Origin of the sequence: Mycolicibacterium parafortuitum, from assembly GCF_010725485.1 — a bacterium.
In the GTDB taxonomy this organism is placed as follows: Bacteria; Actinomycetota; Actinomycetes; order Mycobacteriales; family Mycobacteriaceae; genus Mycobacterium.
The window spans coordinates 1,277,637-1,297,552 of sequence record NZ_AP022598.1 but is presented as its reverse complement, the minus strand read 5'-3'; the positions used below and the strand labels follow the sequence as shown (position 1 = coordinate 1,297,552).

At 68.6% G+C, this 19,916-nt stretch carries 22 protein-coding genes; 15 read left to right on the top strand and 7 right to left on the bottom strand.

Going from position 1 to position 19,916, the window contains the following annotated elements:
• Positions 1 to 2: 2 nt before the first annotated feature.
• The 4 genes from NTM_RS06045 to NTM_RS06030 are packed head-to-tail and all read left to right on the top strand — an operon-like array spanning position 3 to position 2,173.
• Entirely contained in the window at positions 3 to 755 is a 753-nt protein-coding gene (locus NTM_RS06045) for a DUF2786 domain-containing protein (RefSeq protein WP_104864318.1), read from the top strand.
• Positions 752 to 1,243 carry a TIGR04338 family metallohydrolase gene (locus NTM_RS06040; protein ID WP_104864317.1) on the top strand — a complete coding sequence of 164 codons (492 nt, stop codon included), beginning with the start codon at positions 752 to 754 and terminating at the stop codon, positions 1,241 to 1,243. The genes NTM_RS06045 and NTM_RS06040 overlap by 4 nt, the downstream gene beginning before the upstream one ends.
• On the top strand, positions 1,243 to 1,485 hold the full coding sequence (locus tag NTM_RS06035; protein ID WP_104864316.1) for a hypothetical protein: 243 nt from the start codon (positions 1,243 to 1,245) through the stop codon (positions 1,483 to 1,485). The genes NTM_RS06040 and NTM_RS06035 overlap by 1 nt, the downstream gene beginning before the upstream one ends.
• 10 nt (positions 1,486 to 1,495) lie before the next feature.
• Entirely contained in the window at positions 1,496 to 2,173 is a 678-nt protein-coding gene (locus NTM_RS06030; protein ID WP_163765767.1) for an O-methyltransferase, read from the top strand.
• A 25-nt stretch (positions 2,174 to 2,198) separates the two neighbouring features.
• Here NTM_RS06030 and NTM_RS06025 read toward each other — a convergent pair whose 3' ends face one another.
• Both NTM_RS06025 and NTM_RS06020 read right to left on the bottom strand, forming a co-directional pair.
• Positions 2,199 to 3,779, bottom strand: a complete 1,581-nt coding sequence (locus NTM_RS06025) for an aspartate-alanine antiporter-like transporter (protein ID WP_163765766.1) — start codon at positions 3,777 to 3,779, stop codon at positions 2,199 to 2,201.
• A gap of 78 nt (positions 3,780 to 3,857) precedes the next feature.
• Positions 3,858 to 4,433 (bottom strand): TetR-like C-terminal domain-containing protein, encoded by a 576-nt coding sequence (locus NTM_RS06020; protein ID WP_163765765.1) that lies wholly within the window; start codon positions 4,431 to 4,433, stop codon positions 3,858 to 3,860.
• Positions 4,434 to 4,498: 65 nt separating this feature from the next.
• Between NTM_RS06020 and NTM_RS06015 the strand changes: the two genes are divergently transcribed.
• Together NTM_RS06015 and NTM_RS06010 are read left to right on the top strand one after the other, a co-directional pair.
• A complete protein-coding gene (locus NTM_RS06015) occupies positions 4,499 to 4,957 on the top strand; it encodes a nuclear transport factor 2 family protein (protein ID WP_163765764.1) in 459 nt (152 codons plus the stop codon).
• On the top strand, positions 4,950 to 5,816 hold the full coding sequence (locus tag NTM_RS06010) for an NAD(P)H-binding protein (RefSeq protein WP_163765763.1): 867 nt from the start codon (positions 4,950 to 4,952) through the stop codon (positions 5,814 to 5,816). The genes NTM_RS06015 and NTM_RS06010 overlap by 8 nt, the downstream gene beginning before the upstream one ends.
• Before the next feature lie 12 nt (positions 5,817 to 5,828).
• Here NTM_RS06010 and NTM_RS06005 read toward each other — a convergent pair whose 3' ends face one another.
• A complete protein-coding gene (locus tag NTM_RS06005; protein ID WP_163765762.1) occupies positions 5,829 to 7,001 on the bottom strand; it encodes a Fic family protein in 1,173 nt (390 codons plus the stop codon).
• A 56-nt stretch (positions 7,002 to 7,057) separates the two neighbouring features.
• Positions 7,058 to 7,780, bottom strand: coding sequence for an IclR family transcriptional regulator (locus NTM_RS06000; RefSeq protein WP_163765761.1), 723 nt, complete (start codon positions 7,778 to 7,780; stop codon positions 7,058 to 7,060).
• A 67-nt stretch (positions 7,781 to 7,847) separates the two neighbouring features.
• Between NTM_RS06000 and NTM_RS05995 the strand changes: the two genes are divergently transcribed.
• The 4 genes from NTM_RS05995 to NTM_RS05980 are packed head-to-tail and all read left to right on the top strand — an operon-like array spanning position 7,848 to position 10,824.
• The gene (locus NTM_RS05995; RefSeq protein ID WP_163765760.1) at positions 7,848 to 9,182 is read left to right on the top strand and encodes an FAD-binding oxidoreductase; all 1,335 of its coding nucleotides are present in this window, start codon (positions 7,848 to 7,850) and stop codon (positions 9,180 to 9,182) included.
• Positions 9,182 to 9,961 (top strand): DAPG hydrolase family protein, encoded by a 780-nt coding sequence (locus NTM_RS05990; RefSeq protein WP_163765759.1) that lies wholly within the window; start codon positions 9,182 to 9,184, stop codon positions 9,959 to 9,961. Before NTM_RS05995 ends, NTM_RS05990 begins: the two co-directional genes overlap by 1 nt.
• A 26-nt stretch (positions 9,962 to 9,987) precedes the next feature.
• The gene (locus tag NTM_RS05985; protein WP_163765758.1) at positions 9,988 to 10,368 is read left to right on the top strand and encodes an SRPBCC family protein; all 381 of its coding nucleotides are present in this window, start codon (positions 9,988 to 9,990) and stop codon (positions 10,366 to 10,368) included.
• 18 nt (positions 10,369 to 10,386) lie between these two features.
• On the top strand, positions 10,387 to 10,824 hold the full coding sequence (locus NTM_RS05980; protein ID WP_163765757.1) for an SRPBCC family protein: 438 nt from the start codon (positions 10,387 to 10,389) through the stop codon (positions 10,822 to 10,824).
• Here the strand turns inward: NTM_RS05980 and NTM_RS05975 are convergent.
• Entirely contained in the window at positions 10,814 to 11,707 is an 894-nt protein-coding gene (locus NTM_RS05975) for an Lrp/AsnC family transcriptional regulator (protein ID WP_163765756.1), read from the bottom strand. The two genes, NTM_RS05980 and NTM_RS05975, sit on opposite strands and share 11 nt — an antisense overlap.
• Positions 11,708 to 11,922: 215 nt before the next feature.
• Here NTM_RS05975 and NTM_RS05970 point away from each other — a divergent pair, with 215 nt between their 5' ends.
• From NTM_RS05970 to NTM_RS05955, 4 genes are read left to right on the top strand one after another with little or no spacing between them, the layout of a single operon-like run.
• Positions 11,923 to 13,482, top strand: a complete 1,560-nt coding sequence (locus NTM_RS05970; RefSeq protein WP_163765755.1) for a purine-cytosine permease family protein — start codon at positions 11,923 to 11,925, stop codon at positions 13,480 to 13,482.
• Positions 13,475 to 14,431, top strand: a complete 957-nt coding sequence (gene speB, locus NTM_RS05965; RefSeq protein WP_163765754.1) for an agmatinase — start codon at positions 13,475 to 13,477, stop codon at positions 14,429 to 14,431. Before NTM_RS05970 ends, speB begins: the two co-directional genes overlap by 8 nt.
• Positions 14,428 to 16,026: a thiamine pyrophosphate-binding protein gene (locus NTM_RS05960; RefSeq protein WP_163765753.1), complete on the top strand. Its 1,599-nt coding sequence runs from the start codon at positions 14,428 to 14,430 to the stop codon at positions 16,024 to 16,026. Before speB ends, NTM_RS05960 begins: the two co-directional genes overlap by 4 nt.
• Before the next feature lie 16 nt (positions 16,027 to 16,042).
• Positions 16,043 to 17,560 (top strand): sodium:solute symporter family protein, encoded by a 1,518-nt coding sequence (locus tag NTM_RS05955; protein ID WP_163765752.1) that lies wholly within the window; start codon positions 16,043 to 16,045, stop codon positions 17,558 to 17,560.
• A gap of 28 nt (positions 17,561 to 17,588) precedes the next feature.
• On the opposite strand, the gene NTM_RS05950 is transcribed toward NTM_RS05955, so the two are convergent.
• Complete coding sequence (locus NTM_RS05950) at positions 17,589 to 18,374, bottom strand: endo alpha-1,4 polygalactosaminidase (RefSeq protein ID WP_104864462.1); 786 nt, start codon at positions 18,372 to 18,374, stop codon at positions 17,589 to 17,591.
• Positions 18,375 to 18,492: 118 nt separating this feature from the next.
• Complete coding sequence (locus NTM_RS05945) at positions 18,493 to 19,239, bottom strand: 3-oxoacyl-ACP reductase family protein (protein ID WP_163765751.1); 747 nt, start codon at positions 19,237 to 19,239, stop codon at positions 18,493 to 18,495.
• A 114-nt stretch (positions 19,240 to 19,353) separates the two neighbouring features.
• On the opposite strand from NTM_RS05945, the gene NTM_RS05940 reads away from it, so the two are divergent.
• Positions 19,354 to 19,908, top strand: a complete 555-nt coding sequence (locus NTM_RS05940; protein WP_104864296.1) for a TetR/AcrR family transcriptional regulator — start codon at positions 19,354 to 19,356, stop codon at positions 19,906 to 19,908.
• Positions 19,909 to 19,916: the final 8 nt, after the last annotated feature.

Below are 19,916 nucleotides of genomic sequence, written 5' to 3'. Positions count from 1 at the left end.
TCATGAGCACAGACGAGAAGATGCTGGGCCGGATCGCGGCACTGCTGCGCCAGGCCGAAGGCACCGACAACCCGCACGAGGCCGAGGCCTTCATGGCCGCGGCGCAGCGGCTGGCCACCGCGACATCGATCGACCTGGCCGTGGCCCGCGACCACAGCGACAAACGGACCAAGGCTCAGGACCCGGTGCAGCGCACCATCACCATCGGCGAACCCGGGGCCCGCGGGCTGCGCACCTATGTGCAGCTGTTCGTGGTGATCGCCGCCGCGAACGACGTCAAATGCGATGTGGCATCGAACTCGACGTTCGTGTACGCCTACGGTTTTCCCGAGGATATCGACGCCACCCACGCGCTGTACACCAGTCTGGTGATGCAGATGGTGCGGGCCTCGCAGGACTACATTGCCTCGGGCGCACATCGGCCGACTCCGACGATCACCGCGCGCATCAACTTCCAGTTGGCGTTCGGCGCGCGGATCGGCAAACGGCTCATCGAGGCGCGCGAGCAGGCCCAGCGTGAGGCCAGCAGCGGGCCGGATGCGATTCCGGGCACCGCGATCGCGTTGCGCAACAAGGATCTTGAGCTCAAGGACTACTACCGGCAGACGTCGAAGGCGCGCGGGACCTGGCGGGCCACCAGCGCCACCGCCGGGTACTCGTCGGATGCGCGCCGCGCCGGCGACCGGGCGGGGCGGCGGGCCCGGCTGGGCGGGGAGACCGAGCTCACCGGCGCGAGGTCAGCCCTGGAGCGATGAGCCGCGACGCGCAGCGCGCCAAGGTGTATGCCGCAGAGGGATTCGTGCGCACCATGTTCGATCGGGCCGCCGAACGTGGCAACCCGGTGGTGGAGTTCTTCGGCGCCTCCCTGACGCTGCCGCCGGAGGCGCGGTTCGCCTCGGCGGAATCCGTCCAGGGCTATGTCGACGACGTGCTGGCGCATCCGGCGGTACGGCAACGCTGGCCGGATGCAGGTCCGGTGCGGGTGCGGGCGCGCCGCGGCGCGGCGGCCGCGCACTACGAATGGACCGACGACGGCGCGACGATCGCCGTGCCGCAGGGCCGGGCGACCTGGGCGCTGCGGGAACTGGTGGTGCTGCACGAACTCGCCCACCACGTGTGCCGCAGCGACCCGCCGCACGGCCCGGAGTTCGTCGCCGCGCACTGCGAGCTCGCCAGTGCTGTGATGGGTCCGGAGGTGGCCCACGTGTTGAGGGTGGTCTACGCGAAGGAGGGGGTGCGCTGATGCCGGACCAGACGACCTACGTGGCGGTCGAGGACCTCGTACCCGGTGACGTGCTGGCGATGACGAGCGACGACGATCCGAACCCGCAACGGTTCCGGGTCGCCCACGTCGAGCACGTCAACACGGTGGCCTACGGCGATGAGCCCCGGGTGGTGCTGACCTCCGAACCGCGCACCGCGGGAGCCGCTCCGATGGTGCTGGCCTATCCACGAGGGACGAAGATCCGCAAGGTGATCGGTTAACGTCGGCCAGGTGACATCGTCTGATAGGACCGGGGCCGACTGGGCTTTGCTCGACAACCTGTTCACCGACATCCTGCACAGCGAGGATGACGCGCTGCGCGCCGCCCGCGCATCCGCCGACGCCGCGGGCCTGCCGCGTATCGAGGTGTCGGCCCAGCACGCGAAGCTGCTGTCCCTGCTGGTGCGGATCTCCGGGGCACGCCGGGTGCTGGAGATCGGCACGCTCGGCGGCTACAGCACCATTGCTCTGGCCCGCGCGGTCGGCGCCGACGGCTCGGTCGTGACACTGGAGTACGCCCAGGCGCACGCCGACGTGGCCCGGGGCAACCTCGAACGCGCCGGTGTCGCCGACCGGGTGGAGATCGTCGTCGGGGCGGCGCTGGACTCGCTGCCGGCACTGCAGCAGCGCGGGGACACCTTCGATCTGGTGTTCATCGACGCCGACAAGGAGAACAACGTCTCCTACGTCGAGTGGGCGATCACCCTGGGGCGCCCGGGCACTGTGATCGTGGTGGACAACATCGCCCGCGGTGGCCGGGTACTCGACCCCGCGCCCGACGACGAACAGGCCAAAGCCGTCCGCGCCATGTTCGACATGATGGGCGCCGACCCGCGCCTGGACACCGCGGCGATCCAGACCGTCGGCACCAAGGGCTGGGACGGATTCGCGGTGGCGCTGGTCGAATAGAGGTGAGGACTTGGCGCCGGTGGGGTCAGAAGTAGACGACCATCAACTGCGCGACGAACACCTTGATGATCATCGACACCGGGAACAGCACCGCGTACCCCACCGACAACCGTGGGTCGGGAACCTTGCCCATGGCGTACGCGTACGGGGCGGGGTTGAGCTGGGAACCCGTAAGCCCGCCCAGGGCGCGGGCGGTGCCGAACCCCAGGATGGTGCGCAGGCCCACCACACAGATCAGCGCGTGGACCGCCGAGACGACGACGGCCAGGACGATCAGCTGGAGCCCCTCATCGGCCAGCGCATCCACCAGGCCGCCACCTGCGCCGGTGCCGACGGCGACCAGGAAGATCAGCAGCGAGAACTGATTCAAGGTGTTGGACACGTTTCCCGGCAGCGTCCAGATCACCGGCCCGGTGCGGCCCAACGCGCCCAGCACGACGCCGACCACCAGCGGTGCCGTCGCGGTGCCGAGCACCAGCGATCCGCCGCCGGGCAACGGGATCTGCACCAGCGCCAGCATCAGGCCGATCGCCAGGCCGAGGCCGAGGCCGATCGGGTTGATGTCGCCGGCCGCGCGCTCGGAGTCGCCCAGGTCGCGGGTGATGTCGCCCAACAGGTTCCGCGGTGCGGTCACCCGGAGCCGGTCGCCGTTCTGCAGCACCAGATCCGGCGTCGCGACGATATCGGTGTCGCCGCGCCGCACGCGGCTGACCACGGCCTCGTACCGTTGGTCCAATTTCAGATCGCGCAGTTCCCGGCCGACGTACTGCGGGTTCGACAGGATGATGCGACGGAAGTCGATCTCACTGCGGTCCAGCCACGGCTCGCGTTCGGCGCGCCGGCCGAGATCGGTGATCAGCCGGTCGATCTGGTCCTCACCGGCGGTGGCGGTGAGCAGGTCACCGTCGGCCAGCCGCTCCGATTCCCGCGCCACCACCGTGTGACCGCCGCGGGTCAGCCGTGAGATCACCGCGTGATATCTCTGTTCCAGCTCGTGCACCGTCAGATCGGGGTCGCCGAGCAGTTCGACGGTGCGGATGACGATCGGCGGCACCTTCTCGCGGTCTTCGGCCGTCGGCTTGCGGCGTCCCGCCGACATCAGGTACGTGCAGGCCAGGATGGTCAGGCACACGGTGATCGGGTAGGCCACGGCGTACCCGATCGCCGGCTCGGTGGGAATGACGTCGCCGGTGGCCAGTTGCTGCTGGGCGGCGCCGAGTGCCGGGGTCGCGGTCCCGGCGCCGGCGAAGGCGCCGGCGACCGTCCCGATGTCCAGACCGAATGCGGCGCCCAGCCCCAATGCCGCCGCGGCCATGGCGACGATCGCCACCGTGGACACCACGATCGGTTGCCAGGTGGTGCGCAAGGCGCTGACGAACGACGGGCCCGCGGCCAGCCCCACCATGTAGCAGAACACGCACAGCGACAGGCTGGTGACGATCGGGGGCAGAGCGACGTCGGGCTCGACTGCGGCCAGCGCCAGCGCCACGAACAATGCCCCGGCCGGACCGAACGCGACCGGGCCGAAGCGTATCCGGCCCACCAGGCTGCCGACCCCAAGGCAGAAGAACAGCGTCAGCAGGGCATTGTCGACGAACCACTGCATCCTCGGCAGCCTAACCAGCGCCGGGACCGCGCATGCCCGTTCGGCGAAGCCGTCACATCCTCCGCCGAATTGGGCCGGTCACGGTCTGGGCAGGGCGTTCAGGACGGTGCCGACCACGCGGTCGAGGAACTCCGGCGTGGTGGGCAGCCGCCGACCGCAGATCCGCCAGAAGACGGGCGCCGCGACCAGATCCAGGGCGTATTCGATGTCCACGTCCGGGCGCACCTCGCCGCGGTCGATCGCGGCCATGATGACCACGCGGCCCGATTCGCGGCGGGTGACGCCGATGCGCGCGGTGAGGGCGTCGGCCAGATCCGTATTGCGGACGGCCTCGGCGAGGAGGTCGGGGAGCACGCGCGTCATGCGGGGATCGCTGATCCACTCGTCGACGCCGCGCACCAGTGCGGCCACGTCGGTCCGCAGGTCGCCGCTGGTCTCGGGCAGCGCAGGCACGCTGATGGTGGTCACCGCGTCGAGAACCATCTCCTGCTTCGACGACCACCGCCGGTAGAGGGCGGCCTTGCCGGCCTTGGCGCGGCGGGCGACACCGTCCATCGACAACCGGCCGTATCCGACATCGGCGAGTTCGTCGAGGACGCTTTCGATGATTCCGTCGGTCACGTCAGAGCGCAGTGCCCGGTGTCCGGATGGCATCACGGAATAATACAGCGAGACGGAACGGTTCCGTATCGTGTCAGTTTTTGAACGAAGGAGAACCGATGCCCACCGATGACGAACGTCGCGCCCATACCGATCGCATCGTCGATGCGCTGCTGAACAGCCTGCGGCGCCACGACATGCGGGCCTTCGCCGACCAGTGGGCGCCCGACGGCGTGATGGAGTTCCCTTTCGCGCCACCGGGATACCGCGTGCTGCGCAGTCGCGCCGAGGTCGGGGATTACGTCAAGGACTACGGCAGCGTCATCCGTCTCGACTCGATCACCGAGGGCGCGCGTCACCACACACTGGATCCCGCGACCGTCGTGCTGGAGTTCGCCGCCGAGGGCGTTGCGTTGCAGACCGGCAGCGAATACCGGATGGGCTACATCTCGGTGATCACCACCGGACCAGAAGGCATCGTGCATTACAAGGACTACTGGAACTCGCTGGCCGCCGCGGTCGCGATGGGTGGCGTCGACGCGGTGATGACCGCCTTCGGACAGGATCGAAATGTCTGATGCGGGGACAGTTCTCGTCACGGGAGCGACCGGGAACACCGGGTCGTGGGTGGTCAGCGGCTTGCGCCGGCGAGGTCGGCGGGCACGCGCGGCGAGCCGGCGACCTGCCCCCGCCGACGCCGATGCGGTGAGATTCGACTGGGCCGATGCCCGCACCTTCGCCCCGGCGGTCTCGGGTGTCGAGGCCGTCTACCTCGTCGCACCGGTCGGTGTCGCGGAGCCGATGCCGTTGGTGCGGCCGTTCTTCCAGGCCGCCTCGGCCGCGGGGGTGCGCCGGGTCGTGCAGCTGAGTTCGTCGGCGGTCGGGCGGGGCGACCCGGTTCTCGGTGAGATCCACGATCTCGGCGCCCGGACCTTCGACGAGTACACGGCGCTGCGGCCGTCGTGGTTCATGCAGAACTTCGTCGGCGACCATCCGGTGGCGGACGGGATCCGCCGACGCGGAGAGATCGCCACGGCGACCGGACACGGACGGCTGGGATTCATCGACGCGGCCGACATCGCCGCCGTCGCGGTCGAGGCTTTGGTCCGCGCCGAGTACCTCGGTGGCGAGCTGGTCCTGACGGGCCCCGACTCGCTGTCCTATCCGCAGGCCGCGCAGATGGTTGCCGACGTGCTCGCAGAACCTGTGCGGCACATCGATCTGGCTACCGACGAGCTGGCAGCGCGACTCACCGCGGCCGGCTACCCCGCAGACTTTTCGGCAGCACTGGCCGCACTCGACGCGCGGATCCGCGCGGGCGAGCAGGATTTCGTCACCACTACGGTCGCCGACATCACCGGGCGGCCGCCGACGAGCCTGCGCGAGTTCCTGTTCCGGGAACGACGGCGCCTCGGCTGGTCCCCGCGGGTCGGTTAGTCCGTCTGCACGTCAGCGTCGCCGGCCGGCGCGCGCGGCGAATGCGTCCAGGACGGCAAGCACTTCGGGGGAACTCCACACTCGGTTGCGGGGCCCGTTGGTGGTCTCGATGAGGATTCCAGCCTCGGTGAGCGGGTTGAGGTAGCGGTGGGCGTTGGTGGACTCGATACCCAACTCCTGTGCCAGTAGCGCGGCGTTCACGACCGGACGACGGGTCAACAAATCGGCGACCTTCCAGACCGCGGAGTCGGACCGTGCAGTGATCGCACCGTTCCAGGCCTCTCGGATATCGCGGAGCTCGGCGACCAGTTCTCGTCCGTTGGCGATAGCCAGAACGGTGGCCTCGGAGAAGCGTTCGACAATGGGTGCGGCATCGCCCTCGCGGTAGCTCGTCAACGCGGCGAAGTAGGCATCGGTGTCAGCCAGCAGGCCGGCTGAGACCGGCACCGTGACCTGGCGTGTGAGCCCTTTGTTGCGCAGCAGCGCTTGCACCAGAGCACGGCCCGCGCGCCCGTTGCCGTCGGTAAAGGGGTGGATGGTCTCGAACTGGGCGTGCCCCACCGCAATCTGCGGCAGCGTGGGGACGTCGGTACGCCGCACGAACGCGAGCAGGTCGGCGATCGCGTCGGGGATGAGCTCATGGCGTGGGCCGACAAATGTCGCGCCGACCGGGGTGGAACCGCCGCCGATCCACACAGGCTCGGTGCGGAACTCTCCTGGGGTGTGGCGTGGATCGTTGATCATCAACGCGCGGTGCATCGCCAGGATGGCATCAGCATCGACGACGTCAGACAGAGCGACAGCTGCCTGCATGGCAGCGGTATTGGCGACGATCGTCTCTGCGTTGCGCTTGGCCTTGCCCCCGGGCAACTCCGCCTCGCCGATCGCTTGTGCTGATGCGATCAGATTTTCGATCTGCGAACTGGCGGCGGATTCCGACCGCAGCAGTACGGCGGCAAACGGTGCGATCTCACCGCCGAGTTCGGCGTCGAACCGAGCGATCTCGCGGCTGGCCGCCTCCGCATCTGCCAACACTGACGACGGCAGGTCGAGAACCACGTCGGCGATGCCGGCAGGAACGGCCGGGTGATAGATGCCGTACCTGGGGCGTGCCCCGCCCCAGTGCCGTCCACCGTCCGGCTCCCAACGAACGTCCTCGTAGGCGATGGGCCGAAGTGAAGTCACCAACCCAAGATAACTTCACTTAAATGGCTAAGTGAAGTTATGCGGCCGGGTTGACTTCAGATGGCGTCGCGCAGCCCGGCCGCCGCCGCCCGCAGCGCGTCGACGATGACGGCCTCGTTGGCCCTGAAGCGTTCGGTCGGCGCGGGCACCGAGACCGCGACGATGTGTCCCGTGGTCAGCCGCTCGGCGACGCCCGCCGCCGAGATGCCGACGGTGTGCTCGTCGCGGTCGTAGCCGATCCCGGTCCGGCGCACCTCCTGGATCTCGGCCAGCAGATCTCCGGGCACCTCGTTGTCGTCGAGCAGTGCCAGCGCAGCCTTGCCGTTGGCGGTGTCGTGCAGCGGGAACCGGCCCCCGACCGCTGAGACCGCGCGCAGCCGGTGCGCCGATTCGACTTGGTCGATGAACCACATCTGCCTGCCGCGCAGCACCGACAGGTCGACCGTCTCCCCGGTCGCGCGGGCCACCTGCTCGATCACCGGGCGGAACCGCACTGCGAGGTTCGACCCGTCCGCGCTGGCGAGCCCCAGCAGCCGGTCCCCGGGCCGGTAACGGCCGGTGTCGTCCACCGCGGCGAACCCGATGTCGACCAGTGCCACCATCAACCGCCGGGCCGTCGATTTGGCCAGACCGAGGTTGGCACCGATGTCGACCAGCCGCAGTCGCCCCGGCGCGGTCGCGATCTCGTCGAGCGCTGCCGCGGCCCGGCGCAGAACCTGCAGGCCGTCTTCGCGATTTCCGCCGACGTCAACTTGTGCGTTCCGCTCCGTCGCAGCCACCCCGTCACTATATTGATCCGGAGTACGGACCGACAAGATCCGCTATCCGAATCTCATGGAGGGTGAGATGGATCTACCGCACCGGCATTTCTTCCGTGACGACCCCGGCTACGAACAGGCGCGTTCCCGCACCGTCTGGAACGCCCGTACCCCCGAGCGCTACCCCGATCTGGTCATTCAGGCCGCCGACGCCGACGACGTCGTCGCCACCGTGCGGTATGCGACCGCGCGCGACCTCAAGATCGGCATCCGCTCCGGCGGGCACAGCTGGGCGGGTAACCACATCCGCGACGGCGGCGTGCTCCTCGACGTCCATGATCTCAACCGGTGCGAGGTCGACGTCGAGGCCGGGACCGCCGTCGTCGGGCCCGGGATGGGCGGCAGCGTGCTGGCCGGGCTGCTGTGGGAGCAGGGGCTGTTCTTCCCGGCCGGGCACTGCAAGGGTGTGTGCATCGGCGGCTATCTGTTGCAGGGCGGGTACGGCTGGAACAGCCGGGTGCTGGGCCCTGCCTGTGAGAGCGTCCTCGGCCTCGACGTGGTCACCGCGGACGGCGAGCAACTCCACATCGACGCCGACAACCACGCCGATCTCTATTGGGCCGCAAGAGGTTCCGGCCCGGGATTCTTCGCCGCAGTGACGGCGTTCCACCTCAAGCTCTACAGGCGCCCACAGATATGCGGCAGCAGCCTCTACGTCTATCCGATGGAACTCGCCGACGAGATCTACCCCTGGGCCCGGTCGATCAGCGCCGAGGTGGACCGCAAGGTGGAGCTGCAAATCGCCGCGTCGCGGTCGGTGCCCGGTATGGGCCTGCAGACCCCCGGAATCGTCTTCGCCTCGCCGGTTTTCGCCGACACCGAACAGGACGCGATCAATGCACTCGCGCTGCTGGAGACCTGCCCGGTGCGGGACAAGGCGATCGCCGCGGTGCCGTACGCGCCGGCCGACTTGGAGACCTGGTACGCGGGCATCATGAGCAACTACCCCGACGGGCACCGCTACACCGCCGACAACATTTGGACCTCCGCGTCGGCCGACGAGCTGATGCCCGGTATCACCAAGACGCTGAAATCCATGCCGCCGCACCCGTCACACTTCCTGTGGCTGAACTGGGGTCCGTCGCCGCAACGCCAGGACATGGCCTACAGCCTCGAAGACGAGATCTACCTCGCGTGCTACGGGGTGTGGGATGACCCGGACGACGACGAAATCTACGGGGACTGGGCACGATCCAACATGGCGGCGATGGAACATCTGCAGAGCGGGATCCAGCTCGCCGACGAGAATCTCGGCCGTCGGCCCGCCCCGTTCGCCACGCCGGAGGCGATGGCCAAGCTCGATCGCGTGCGCGCCGAGTACGACCCGAACGGGCGCTTCCACAGCTGGATGGGACGGGTGTGATGGGCGCCCGCGCCTACCTCGGATACCGCGGCGACGACGGGAGAACCCCGTGGGGTGAGTTCTTCGAGCCGCAGATGAAGGCGCTGCCGGGGCACGTCGTCGACGCTCTGCACCACGGTCCGCAGGCCGACCAGGTACTGCTCGGATTCGACAGTGCCGCTGAGCTTCTCGATGACGGCTACCAGCAGACCGAGACGGGGTACGGGCGGCTGCCCAACGGGGCATTACAGGTGTCGGTGCGCACCGACATGCCGGGCGTGACCCCGCGCATGTGGGACTGGTGGTTCGGTTGGCACGGCAGCGACACCCGCCGCTACAAGCTGTGGCACCCCCGCGCACACGCGTCGGCGCGCTGGTCCGACGGCGGCGGCGACGGGCGCTACGTCGGCCGGACCTCGCTGATCGAGGAGTACCTCGGCTCGGCGTACGTGAAGGCGGCGATCCGGTTCGTCAGGCCCGACACGCTGGGACTGCCCGGCGAGCGGCTCGGTGAGTCGGTCGCGGTGTGCGCGCGGGTGGGATCCTCGGAGGCGTCGCTCGACATCGGCTGGTTCGTCCACCAGATCCGCCCGACACCCGAGGGCGCCGAGATGCGGTCGCGCTTCTGGATGGGTGGCCCGTATGTCAGGGTGCGCCACGGAAACCTGTTCGCCGACAGCATGATTAGGCCAGTAGCCGCGCGTCAGCTGCCCGACCCGCGGGATCTGCTGGTGCACTGCGCGCAGGAGATGAACCACCTGGCGGCGTTCCTGCCGGCGCTGCACGCGCGTTTCGGTTAGCTCGCCTCCGGGGTATATGGCCCGGCATGTGGACGGTGGACAGGACCCTGCAAGCCCCCGCGGACACCGTGTGGCAGATCCTGACGGATCTGGAGGCCTGGCCACGCTGGGGACTGACCGTCAGCAAGGCCGAACTCGACGGTGCCGCTTTCGAGTTGGGTGCGACCGGGCGGGTCTGGACGCCGCTGGGGGTCCCGCTGCCGTTCATGATCTCCGAGCTGGACCAGGGCCGCACGTGGGCGTGGAACGTGGCCGGGGTGCCCGCGACCCGGCACGGGGTGGAGCCACTCGACGACGGTTCGCGGGTCTGGATGAGCGCCCCGGTATGGGCACCGGCCTATCTGCCGGTGCTGTCGCAGGCGCTGCGGCGCATCGACGAGATGTCGGTGCAGTTTCGAACGGGCTGAGCGCGGCAATTACACGGCATGGCCATCACCGAAAACCGTGAGATCGTGATCGAGGCGACGCCCGACGAGATCCTCGCCGTGCTCTACGACCTGGAATCCCTGACCGAATGGTCGTCGGCGCATCAGGAGGTCGAGATCCTTGAGCGCGACGACGAGGGCCGGCCGAAGCGGTCACGGCAGGTTGTCAAGATCGTCGGCGTCAGCGACGACCAGATCCTCGACTACCACGTCTACGACGACGGGGTCGGCTGGACCTTGGTGAGCTCTGACCAGCAGCGCGCACAGGAAGCCAGGTACACGCTGACGCCCGAGGGCGAGCACACCCGGGTGTCGCTTGAGCTGATGGTCGACCTGAAGGCGCCGTTGCCGGGATTCCTGATCAAGAAGGGCGCCAAGGGTCTGATGGACACTGCGACCAAGGGGCTGCGCAAGCGGGTGTTGGAGGTCAAGAGCTGACCGCCAACCCGGACGCGTAGCTCTCCTTGACCACGTCGAGGTGGCTCCAGCTGTCCAGCGCGCGCACCCCGGGCAGCGCCCGCACCGTGTCGAGGACTTCGACCAGCTGCGCCGACGAGAACGCCCGCACCGTTGCCAGCACGTCGAACCGGCCGAGGGTGCGCGCGACGAAGATGACGGCAGGCATCGCCGTCAGCGCCGCGACCACGTCGTCGTGAGCGCCGGCCAGCCGCAACCCGAAGCCCATCGCGCTCTGCCGGTCCTGGCCCGAATGCCGCACGACCGCACCGATGCGCACCACGCGCTCCTGGAGTAGCCGCACCACCCGCCGGCGGGCACCGGCGGCGGACAGGCCGACGCGTTCGGCGAGTTCCACGTAGGAGGCCCGGCCGTCCTGCTGGAGTGCGCCGAGCAGCGCGCGGTCGGTGTCGTCGATGTCAGTGCGGACGTCACCGACGGGCCCGATCACGTCGCGCATGACCTCGACATAGGTCAGGGTGTCGACGCCGGAGACCCCGGCGAGCGCGCGCACTTCGGCCACCGCGCGATCGACATCGCGCGCGGTCGCCGAACGCAACTCCACGACCAGCCCGTGCCGTCCGCTGGTCAGTGACAGGAAGGGCACGTCGTCGCGGCGCGCGAGCTCGGTCGCGACGGGCCGGGCGGGGCCGTCCACGGCGACGCTGACATGGGCGGCGACCGGACGCCCCAGCACTGCGGGATGCACGGCGCCGCGGATGACGACCTGGCCGCTGCCGATCAGTCGTTGAATCCGGGCCGCTGCCGCTGATCGGGACAGCCCGACGCGGTCGGCGATCTCGCGGTGGGTGAGCCTGCCGTCGACCTCGAGCAGCTCCACGATGGCCTCATCGAGCTCGTCCACCGCTACTCCTTGAAAATCAGAGGAAGATTTTTCAGCCGGGTCTGGGTGGTGATTCTTTCGTCACAGCGCCCAGAAGATCACAATATGGGCGGATTCAACGGCCGTCCGCGACCAATCGTGATTCGAAATGTGCCGGTAACGAAGGAATCGTTTGCCGGTTGTTTGTACTGGTCCTACGGTGATTCCCACCACATCCCGAGCCGCTGGAGGACCCGATGGGCGCCGCGACACCACCCAAGATCACCGAGGTCGAAATCCACGGCGTCGAGCCGATTCCGGACGCCGAACGAACCGCCCGGCCGCTGGATCTGTTCCGGTTGACCTTCGGCGGGGCCAACACCATCGCCACCGTCGTGCTCGGCAGCTTCCCGATCATCTTCGGACTGTCGTTCCGCGACGCGCTGCTGGCCACGCTGCTCGGCGTCGTACTCGGGGCCGCGATCCTGGCGCCGATGGCACTGTTCGGTCCGCGCAACGGGACCAACAACGCGGTGTCCTCGTCGGCCCATCTCGGCGTGCACGGCCGCGTGGTCGGCTCGTTCCTGTCGCTGCTGACCGCGGTCGCGTTCTTCTCGATCTCGGTGTGGACATCCGGTGACGTGCTCGTCGGCGGCGCCAACCGGGCGATCGGGTTGCCGATGACCGATCTCGCGCTCGGACTCGCGTACGGCATCTTCGCGCTGCTGGTGCTGGTGGTCTGCATCTACGGGTTCCGATTCATGTTGCTGGTCAACAAGGTCGCCGTAATCGCCGCGACGGTGCTGTTCCTGCTCGGCATCTTCGCGTTCGGCGGCACGTTCGACCCCGGCTACGCCGGGATCTTCGGACCGGGGGCGGATGCGCAGACCAACGCGCTGTACTGGCCTTCGTTCGTCGGCGCCGCGCTGATCGTGATGTCGAACCCGGTGAGTTTCGGTGCGTTCCTCGGTGATTGGGCACGCTACATTCCGCGCGAGACGCCGCGGTGGCAACCGATGGCGGCGGCGTTCTGCGCGCAGCTGGCCACCCTGGTGCCGTTTCTGTTCGGGCTGGTCACCGCCGCGGTCGTCGCGACCAATGCGCCGCAGTTCATCGACGAGGGCAATTACATCGGCGGGCTGCTGGAGGTCTCGCCAGGCTGGTACTTCCTGCCGGTGTGCCTGATCGCGCTGATCGGCGGGATGTCCACCGGGACCACTGCGTTGTACGGCACCGGTCTCGACTTCTCCAGTGTGTTCCCGCGATTCAGCCGGGTGCAGGCCACGGTGTTCATCGGTGCGCTGGCGATTTTGTTCATCTTCATCGGCCGGTTCGCGTTCGACATCGTGGCGAGCATCTCGACGTTCGCGGTGCTGATCGTGACGTGCACGGCACCGTGGATGGTCGTGATGATGATCGGCTGGGTGGTGCGCCGCGGGTGGTACGACTCGGACTCGCTGCAGGTGTTCAACCGCAGGCAGCGCGGCGGCCGGTACTGGTTCGCGCACGGCTGGAACCTCCGCGCTCTCGGAGCATGGCTGGTCTCGGCGGCGCTGTCGCTGTGCTTTGTCAACCTCCCGGGCCAATTCGTGGGCCCACTGGGCGATCTCGCCGACGGGATCGATCTGTCCATCCCGGTCGGTCTAGGCCTGGCGGCAGTGCTGTACCCGGTACTGCTGTTCGCGTTCCCAGAACCGCGGGACGCCTACGGTCCCGACGGATCCCGCTTCGTTCCGACCGGACCGCCCGCGGGTATCCCGATCACCTCGGTCGACGACGACCGCAGCGAACCAGAGGAAGTGACTGTGCATGGCTAGCCCCATCGGACCGATCGACGCGTCGAAGACGCCGCGATTCGCCGGACCGGCCACGTTCGCCCGGTTGCCGCGCCTCGATCAGGTGCCGCGCGCCGACGTCGCGGTGGTCGGCGTGCCGTTCGACGCGGGGGTGTCCTACCGGCCGGGGGCCCGCTTCGGGCCGACTCACGTGCGGGAGGCGTCACGGCTGTTGCGGCCGTACAACCCGGCGCTCGATGTGTCCCCGTTCGAGATCGCGCAGGTCGTCGACGCCGGCGATATCGCGGTGAACCCGTTCAACATCCATGAGGCCATCGAGACCCTTGAAGCCGCGGCGATCGACCTGACCAAGGACGGCACGTCGCTGGTCACCATCGGCGGCGACCACACCATCGCGCTTCCGCTGCTGCGTGCCGCGCACGCCAAGCACGGGCCCGTCGCACTGGTGCACTTCGATGCGCACCTCGACACCTGGGACACCTACTTCGGGGCGGAGTACACCCACGGCACCCCGTTCCGCCGGGCCGTCGAGGAGGGCATCCTCGACACCGAGGCGCTGTCGCACGTCGGCACGCGGGGGCCGCTGTACGGAAAGAAGGATCTCGACGACGACCGCCGCTTCGGGTTCGGCATCGTCACCTCTTCGGACGTCTACTACCAAGGCGTGCGAGAGATCGCCGACAAGCTGCGGGACCGGCTCGGCGACCGCCCTGTGTACGTGTCGATCGACATCGACGTGCTCGACCCGGCGCACGCGCCCGGCACCGGGACCCCGGAGGCCGGCGGTATGACCAGCCGCGAACTGCTTGAGATCCTGCGCGGCTTCCGCGGGCTGAACCTGATCGGCGCCGATGTCGTCGAGGTGTCACCGGCTTATGACCACGCTGAGATCACCGGTGTCGCGGCGTCGCACGTCGCCTACGATCTGGTGTCGCTGCTGGCGATGAAGCACGAGGAAGCCACGGCATGACCCGCAACGGGGGTGACGTCGTCGTCGAAACGCTTGGGATACTGGGTGTTTCGCATGTCTTCGGCATCCCCGGGCAGAACGCGCTGGCGCTGTTCGACGCGATCCGGCGCAGCGAGCTTACGTTCGTCAGCTCGCGGGTGGAGAACAATTCGGCGTTCGGCGCGGACGGGTACGCGCGCGCCACCGGTGAGGTCGGGGTGCTGTTCCTGTCGACCGGGCCCGGCGCGCTGACCGCGCTGGGCGCGCTGCAGGAGGCGTACGCGACCGGGGTGCCGCTGCTGGTGATCGCCAGTCAGGTGCCCCGCGCCGGAATGGGCCTGCGCCGCGGGATGCTGCATCAACTCGACGATCAGCAGCGCAGCGCCCGTAACGTCACGAAAAGTACAGCGGTGGCGCGGAACTCCGGCGAGATTCCGTCACTGCTGGCCGACGCGTGGTCACTGGCCCAGTCCGCGCCGGCGGGGCCGGTGTGGGTGGAGATCCCGCAGGACGTGCTGGAGGAGCCGACCTCGGTGCCGCCGGTGAGCTCGGCGGTCACCGCGGTGGCGCAACGCGCGCCGCGGACCGAGCTGATCGACACGGCCGCCGCGCTTCTCGACGGTGCGCAGCGGCCGGTGATCCTGGCCGGCGGGGGAGTGCGACGCTCCCCGGGTGGGCCCAAGGCACTGGTGCGGCTCGCGGAACTGCTTGATGCGCCGGTGGTTTCGACGGTCGGTGGCAAGGGGGCCATCGCGTTCTCCCATCCGCTGTCGGCGGCTTCGTGGATCGAGGATCGCCACACCACCGACCTGCTCTCCGACGCCGATGTGCTGCTGGCAGTCGGCACCGCGATGGGTGAGGTCACGTCGAACTACTTCACCTTCACGCCGACGGGCCGGCTGATCCACGTCGACGCCGAACATCGGGTGCTGGAGGCCAACCATCCGGCGCTGGCGATCCACGCCGATGCGGCACTCGCCCTGAACGCGCTGGCGGACAAGGTCACCGGGCGCTCTGGCGGCGGAGCGGAAATCGCGGCCGATCTGCGTGTCAAGGTCGAGCAACGCCTCGCCGAACAGAACCTCGGAGCCGAGCTCGCGTTGATGAGTGATCTGCGCGCCGCGGTTCCCGCTGCGGCTCAGACCTTCTGGGATATGACGATCGCCGGGTACTGGGCGTGGTCGGCGTGGGACCCGCGGGACGGGCAGTTCCACTCGGCGCAGGGCGCGGGCGGACTCGGTTTCGCGTTCCCGGCGGCGCTGGCCGCGGCGATCGGCACCGGCGAGCGCACCCTGGCGGTGACCGGGGACGGCGGCGCGATGTACTCGATCGCCGAGTTGGCCACCGCCCGCCAGCACGATGCGGACGTCACGTGGTTGATCGTCGACGACGGCGGCTACGGCATCTTGCGGGAGTACATGACCGAGACGTTCGGCGAGGCCACCGCCACCGAACTGACCCGGCCCGATTTTGCCGCTCTGGCATCGAGTTTCGGCGTGCCCGCGCAGCGGGTGACGCTTGAGGGAGTCGGTGAAGCAATCGCCGGCACGTTCACGACGCACGGCCCCGCCGTGGTCGTTCTGCCCGCAGTGCTGCGGATGTTTGCACCCACCTGAGACAGGAGGCCCTGCCATGGGCAAGCCGCTCGACATCGTCATCATCGTCGTCTACCTCGCCGCCATGCTGGCATTCGGATTCTGGGGCAAGACCAGAACCAAGGACTCCGCCGACTTCCTGGTCGCCGGGCGGCGGCTCGGACCGACGCTCTACACCGGCACGATGGCGGCCGTCGTCCTCGGCGGCGCGTCCACTGTCGGCGGCGTCGGCCTCGGCTACCAGTACGGCCTGTCCGGAATGTGGCTGGTGGTCGCGATCGCGGTCGGGTTGCTCGCGCTGAGCCTGTTCTTCGCCGGCCGGATCCAGCGGCTGCGGGTGTACACGGTCGCGCAGATGCTGCGGCTGCGTTACGGCGTCGACGCGACGTCGGGGTCCGGGCTCGTGATGGTCGCCTACACCTTGATGCTGTCGGTGACCTCCACGATCGCGTACGCCACGGTGTTCAACGTGCTGTTCGGCACGAACCGGACGGTGTCGGTGATCATCGGCGGCGCGATCGTGATGCTGTACTCGTCGATCGGCGGGATGTGGTCGATCACGCTGACCGACATGGTGCAGTTCCTGCTCAAGACGATCGGCATCTTCGCGCTGATGCTGCCGTTCACGCTGTCGAAAGCCGGTGGCTTCGAAGGAATCCGGGAACGTGCCGGCGACGCCGTGTTCGACCTCGGCGCGATCGGGATGCCGACGATCATCACGTTCTTCGTGGTGTACAGCTTCGGCATGCTGATCGGCCAGGATATCTGGCAGCGGGTGTTCACCGCGCGCTCGCCGGGCGTGGCGAAGTGGGGCGGCACCGCCGCGGCGGTGTACTGCCTGTTCTACGGAGTGGCCGGTGCGGTGATCGGGATGGCGGCGTCGACCTTCCTGCCCGACGTCGAGGCGAAAGACGATGTGTACGCCCAGATCGCGGAGAGCATCCTGCCGGTCGGCATCAGCGGCCTGGTCCTCGCGGCGGCGGTCGCGGCGATGATGTCGACCGCCTCGGGTGCGTTGATCGCGACCGCGACGGTCGCGCGCACCGATGTGAAACCGTTGCTGCTCAGGCTGATCGGGCGTCCGGCGCAGAATGAGGACGCTGAACGGGACCGGGGCGAGCGAAGCGACGGAGGGAAAGATGACGTGCACTCGGACCGGATGTACGTCGTGGTGCTGGGCATCGCGGTGATCGTGATCGCGGCGTTGCTCAACGATGTGGTGGCGGCGCTGACCATCGCCTACGACATCCTGGTCGGCGGGCTGCTGGTGGCGATCCTCGGCGGGTTCGTGTGGAAGCGGGCCACCGGCGCGGCTGCGCTGTGGTCGATGGGCGTCGGCACCGTGGTCACCCTCGGCACGATGTTCGTCGTCGGCGATGTGCTGGCCAACGAGCCGATCTACTACGGCCTGGCCGCCAGCCTGATCGTGTACGTGGTCGTCAGCCTGCTGACCCCGCGGACCGCACCGGAGGTGCTCCAGGTCTGGGACGACCGGCTCGCCGGCCGTGACGAGCGGGAAAAGGATGTCCTCGACGTGAAGGGTTCAGCGGTGTGAGCTGGGCCGGTTGACTGGCCGGTCCGGTTCAGGGGCACAGCTCGAAGTGGTACCCCGGCTCAGATGGCGCGACGAGGTCGCGGTCGCGCAGAACTGTCGAAGGCACGTGGTCGGGGCTCGCGCACATCTGGAGGAATGGCTGGGGGAGGTTGTCGGTGTACTCGATCGCCACCACGTGGTCGCCGTAGACACCGGTATAGCTGGAGCATTCGTCGTAGGCGGCGCACTCTTCGGCGACGGCGAAGTCGAATCCCGCCGCGCGCAGTGCAGGCGCGTCCTCGGCGGCGTTCTTCTGCGCCGCGGCGAGGCCGACACTGTGGGCGGACGACGTCAGGTCGCGCGCCAGCGCCACGGCATCCGCGCGCCGCAGGACATCCACCCGTGTATAGCTGTCGATGTTGTCGAATTCGACAGCGTCGTAACCCTTGTCGGCGCAGTCACTGATCCATCCGTTGACCACGCCGCGGATCGCGTCGCGCTGTTGAGGTGTGCGGGTATCCAGGAGTACCTCCTGCGGCCAGTCCGGGTCGTGTGCAAGGGAACCGTCCGCATCCCGCAGCAAGACTTCCGGCGGCCAGAACCCGGCCTCCCCGGGCTGGGTCTGGAAGGCGTTGACGTAGCAGATCGCGTAGGTGCCCTCGGGTGGTGCCGCCGTGCGGTCCCGCGCGACGATCGTGACCGGCGGACTCGGCGGATACGCCGCACCCAGTTGATAGTCCGGTGCGCCACCGACCGGAGGCAGGGTGATCGGCGAGGCGACGGCCGGCGGGTATCCGGCCGCCATGGCGGCTGAGAGCACAACCACGATAGCCATCCCGAAACGGCGAGCGGTGGAAATCATCTCGACCATGGGGACTCCTCGGCGACCCGGATTCCGCGTCCGGGTGTCAGGTTACTGCGGCGAGATGAGCCGACGGTAGCTTCACAGACTGTCAGACCGTGAATCCGCCGTCGATATTGAGATGGGCGCCGGTGATGTAGCCGGACTCCGGCCCGGCCAGGAAGCTGACCAGCGCCGCGACATCGTCGGTGCTGCCGTAGCGGCCCTGGGCGGTGATCTGCTTGAGGCCTTCGGCGAAGTCACCCTGATCGGGATTCGCGTCGGTGTCGATGGGGCCGGGTTGGACGTTGTTCACGGTGATGCCGCGGGGGCCGAGATCGCGTGCCAGGCCCCGGGTGAACGAGGCCACCGCGCCCTTGGTCATGCCGTAGACCGCCAGTCCGGGGCCGGGGATGCGTTCGGCGTTGATGCTGCCGATGTTGATGATCCGCGCGTCCTTGCCCAAGTGCTTGATTGCCGCACGGGTGGTCCAGTACATGCCGCCGATGTTGATCGCGACCAGGCGCTCGAATTCTTCGTCGGGGAACTCGTCGAACGGCGCGAGGTGGGCGACGGCGGCGTTGTTGACCACCACGTCGAGGCCCCCGAGTTCGGCGACCGCGTGCTCGACGGCGGCGAGGTTCTGCTCACGCTCGGCCGCGTCCGCTTGGATGGCGACCACCTTGGCGCCGGCCCCGGTCAGTTCCGCGACCAGCGCGTCGGCTGCCGCCGGCGACGCCGAATAGGTGAACGCCACCGCAGCGCCGTCATCGGCCAGTCGCCGCACGATCCCCGCGCCGATCCCTCGCGAACCTCCGGTGACCAGTGCTCGCCGTCCTGCCAGTGGTGTCGTGCTCATGTGCCGCTCCTCCAGTAATTACGAACTCGCTTGTTACTAAGTACGCTGGAGTCAAGCATGCAGGGCTGCCATACATTCCTGATGTGACCGGCATCACAGGAGGGCGGATTGGGTATGACGGTGGGCCGTCCTCGGGAGTTCGACCCCGAAACGGTCGAGGACGTGGCGATGAAGCTGTTCTGGCAACGCGGGTTCGACGGGGTCTCGATCTCCGATGTGAGCGCTGCGACCGGGGTGAACCGCCGCGGCATCTACGCCGAGTTCGGCTCGAAGGACGAACTGTTCCGCCGGAGCCTGCGGCGCTACTTGGCCGGCCCGAGCGCCTACACGGTCGAGGCGCTGACGCGCTCGACGGCTCGCGAGGTCGCCGAGGCGATGGTGCACGGAGCGGCCGACACCGTCAGCGGCGACATCCAAGGCTGCCTGACCGTCGGCGACGGACCGGGACTCGCCGAGTTCCGCGACGAGACGGTGCACGGACTCGCGGAACGCTTCGACCATGCGGTCGCCGACGGCGACCTACCCGATGTCGACACCTCGGTGCTGGCGCGCTGGATCGCCGCCGTATGTCAGGGGATCGCGATCCAGGCCCGCAGCGGTGCGGACCGTGCCGTGCTGCACGCCGTCGCCGACGCGGCACTGCGGGGCTGGCCGACGAAGACCGGATGACGCCACGC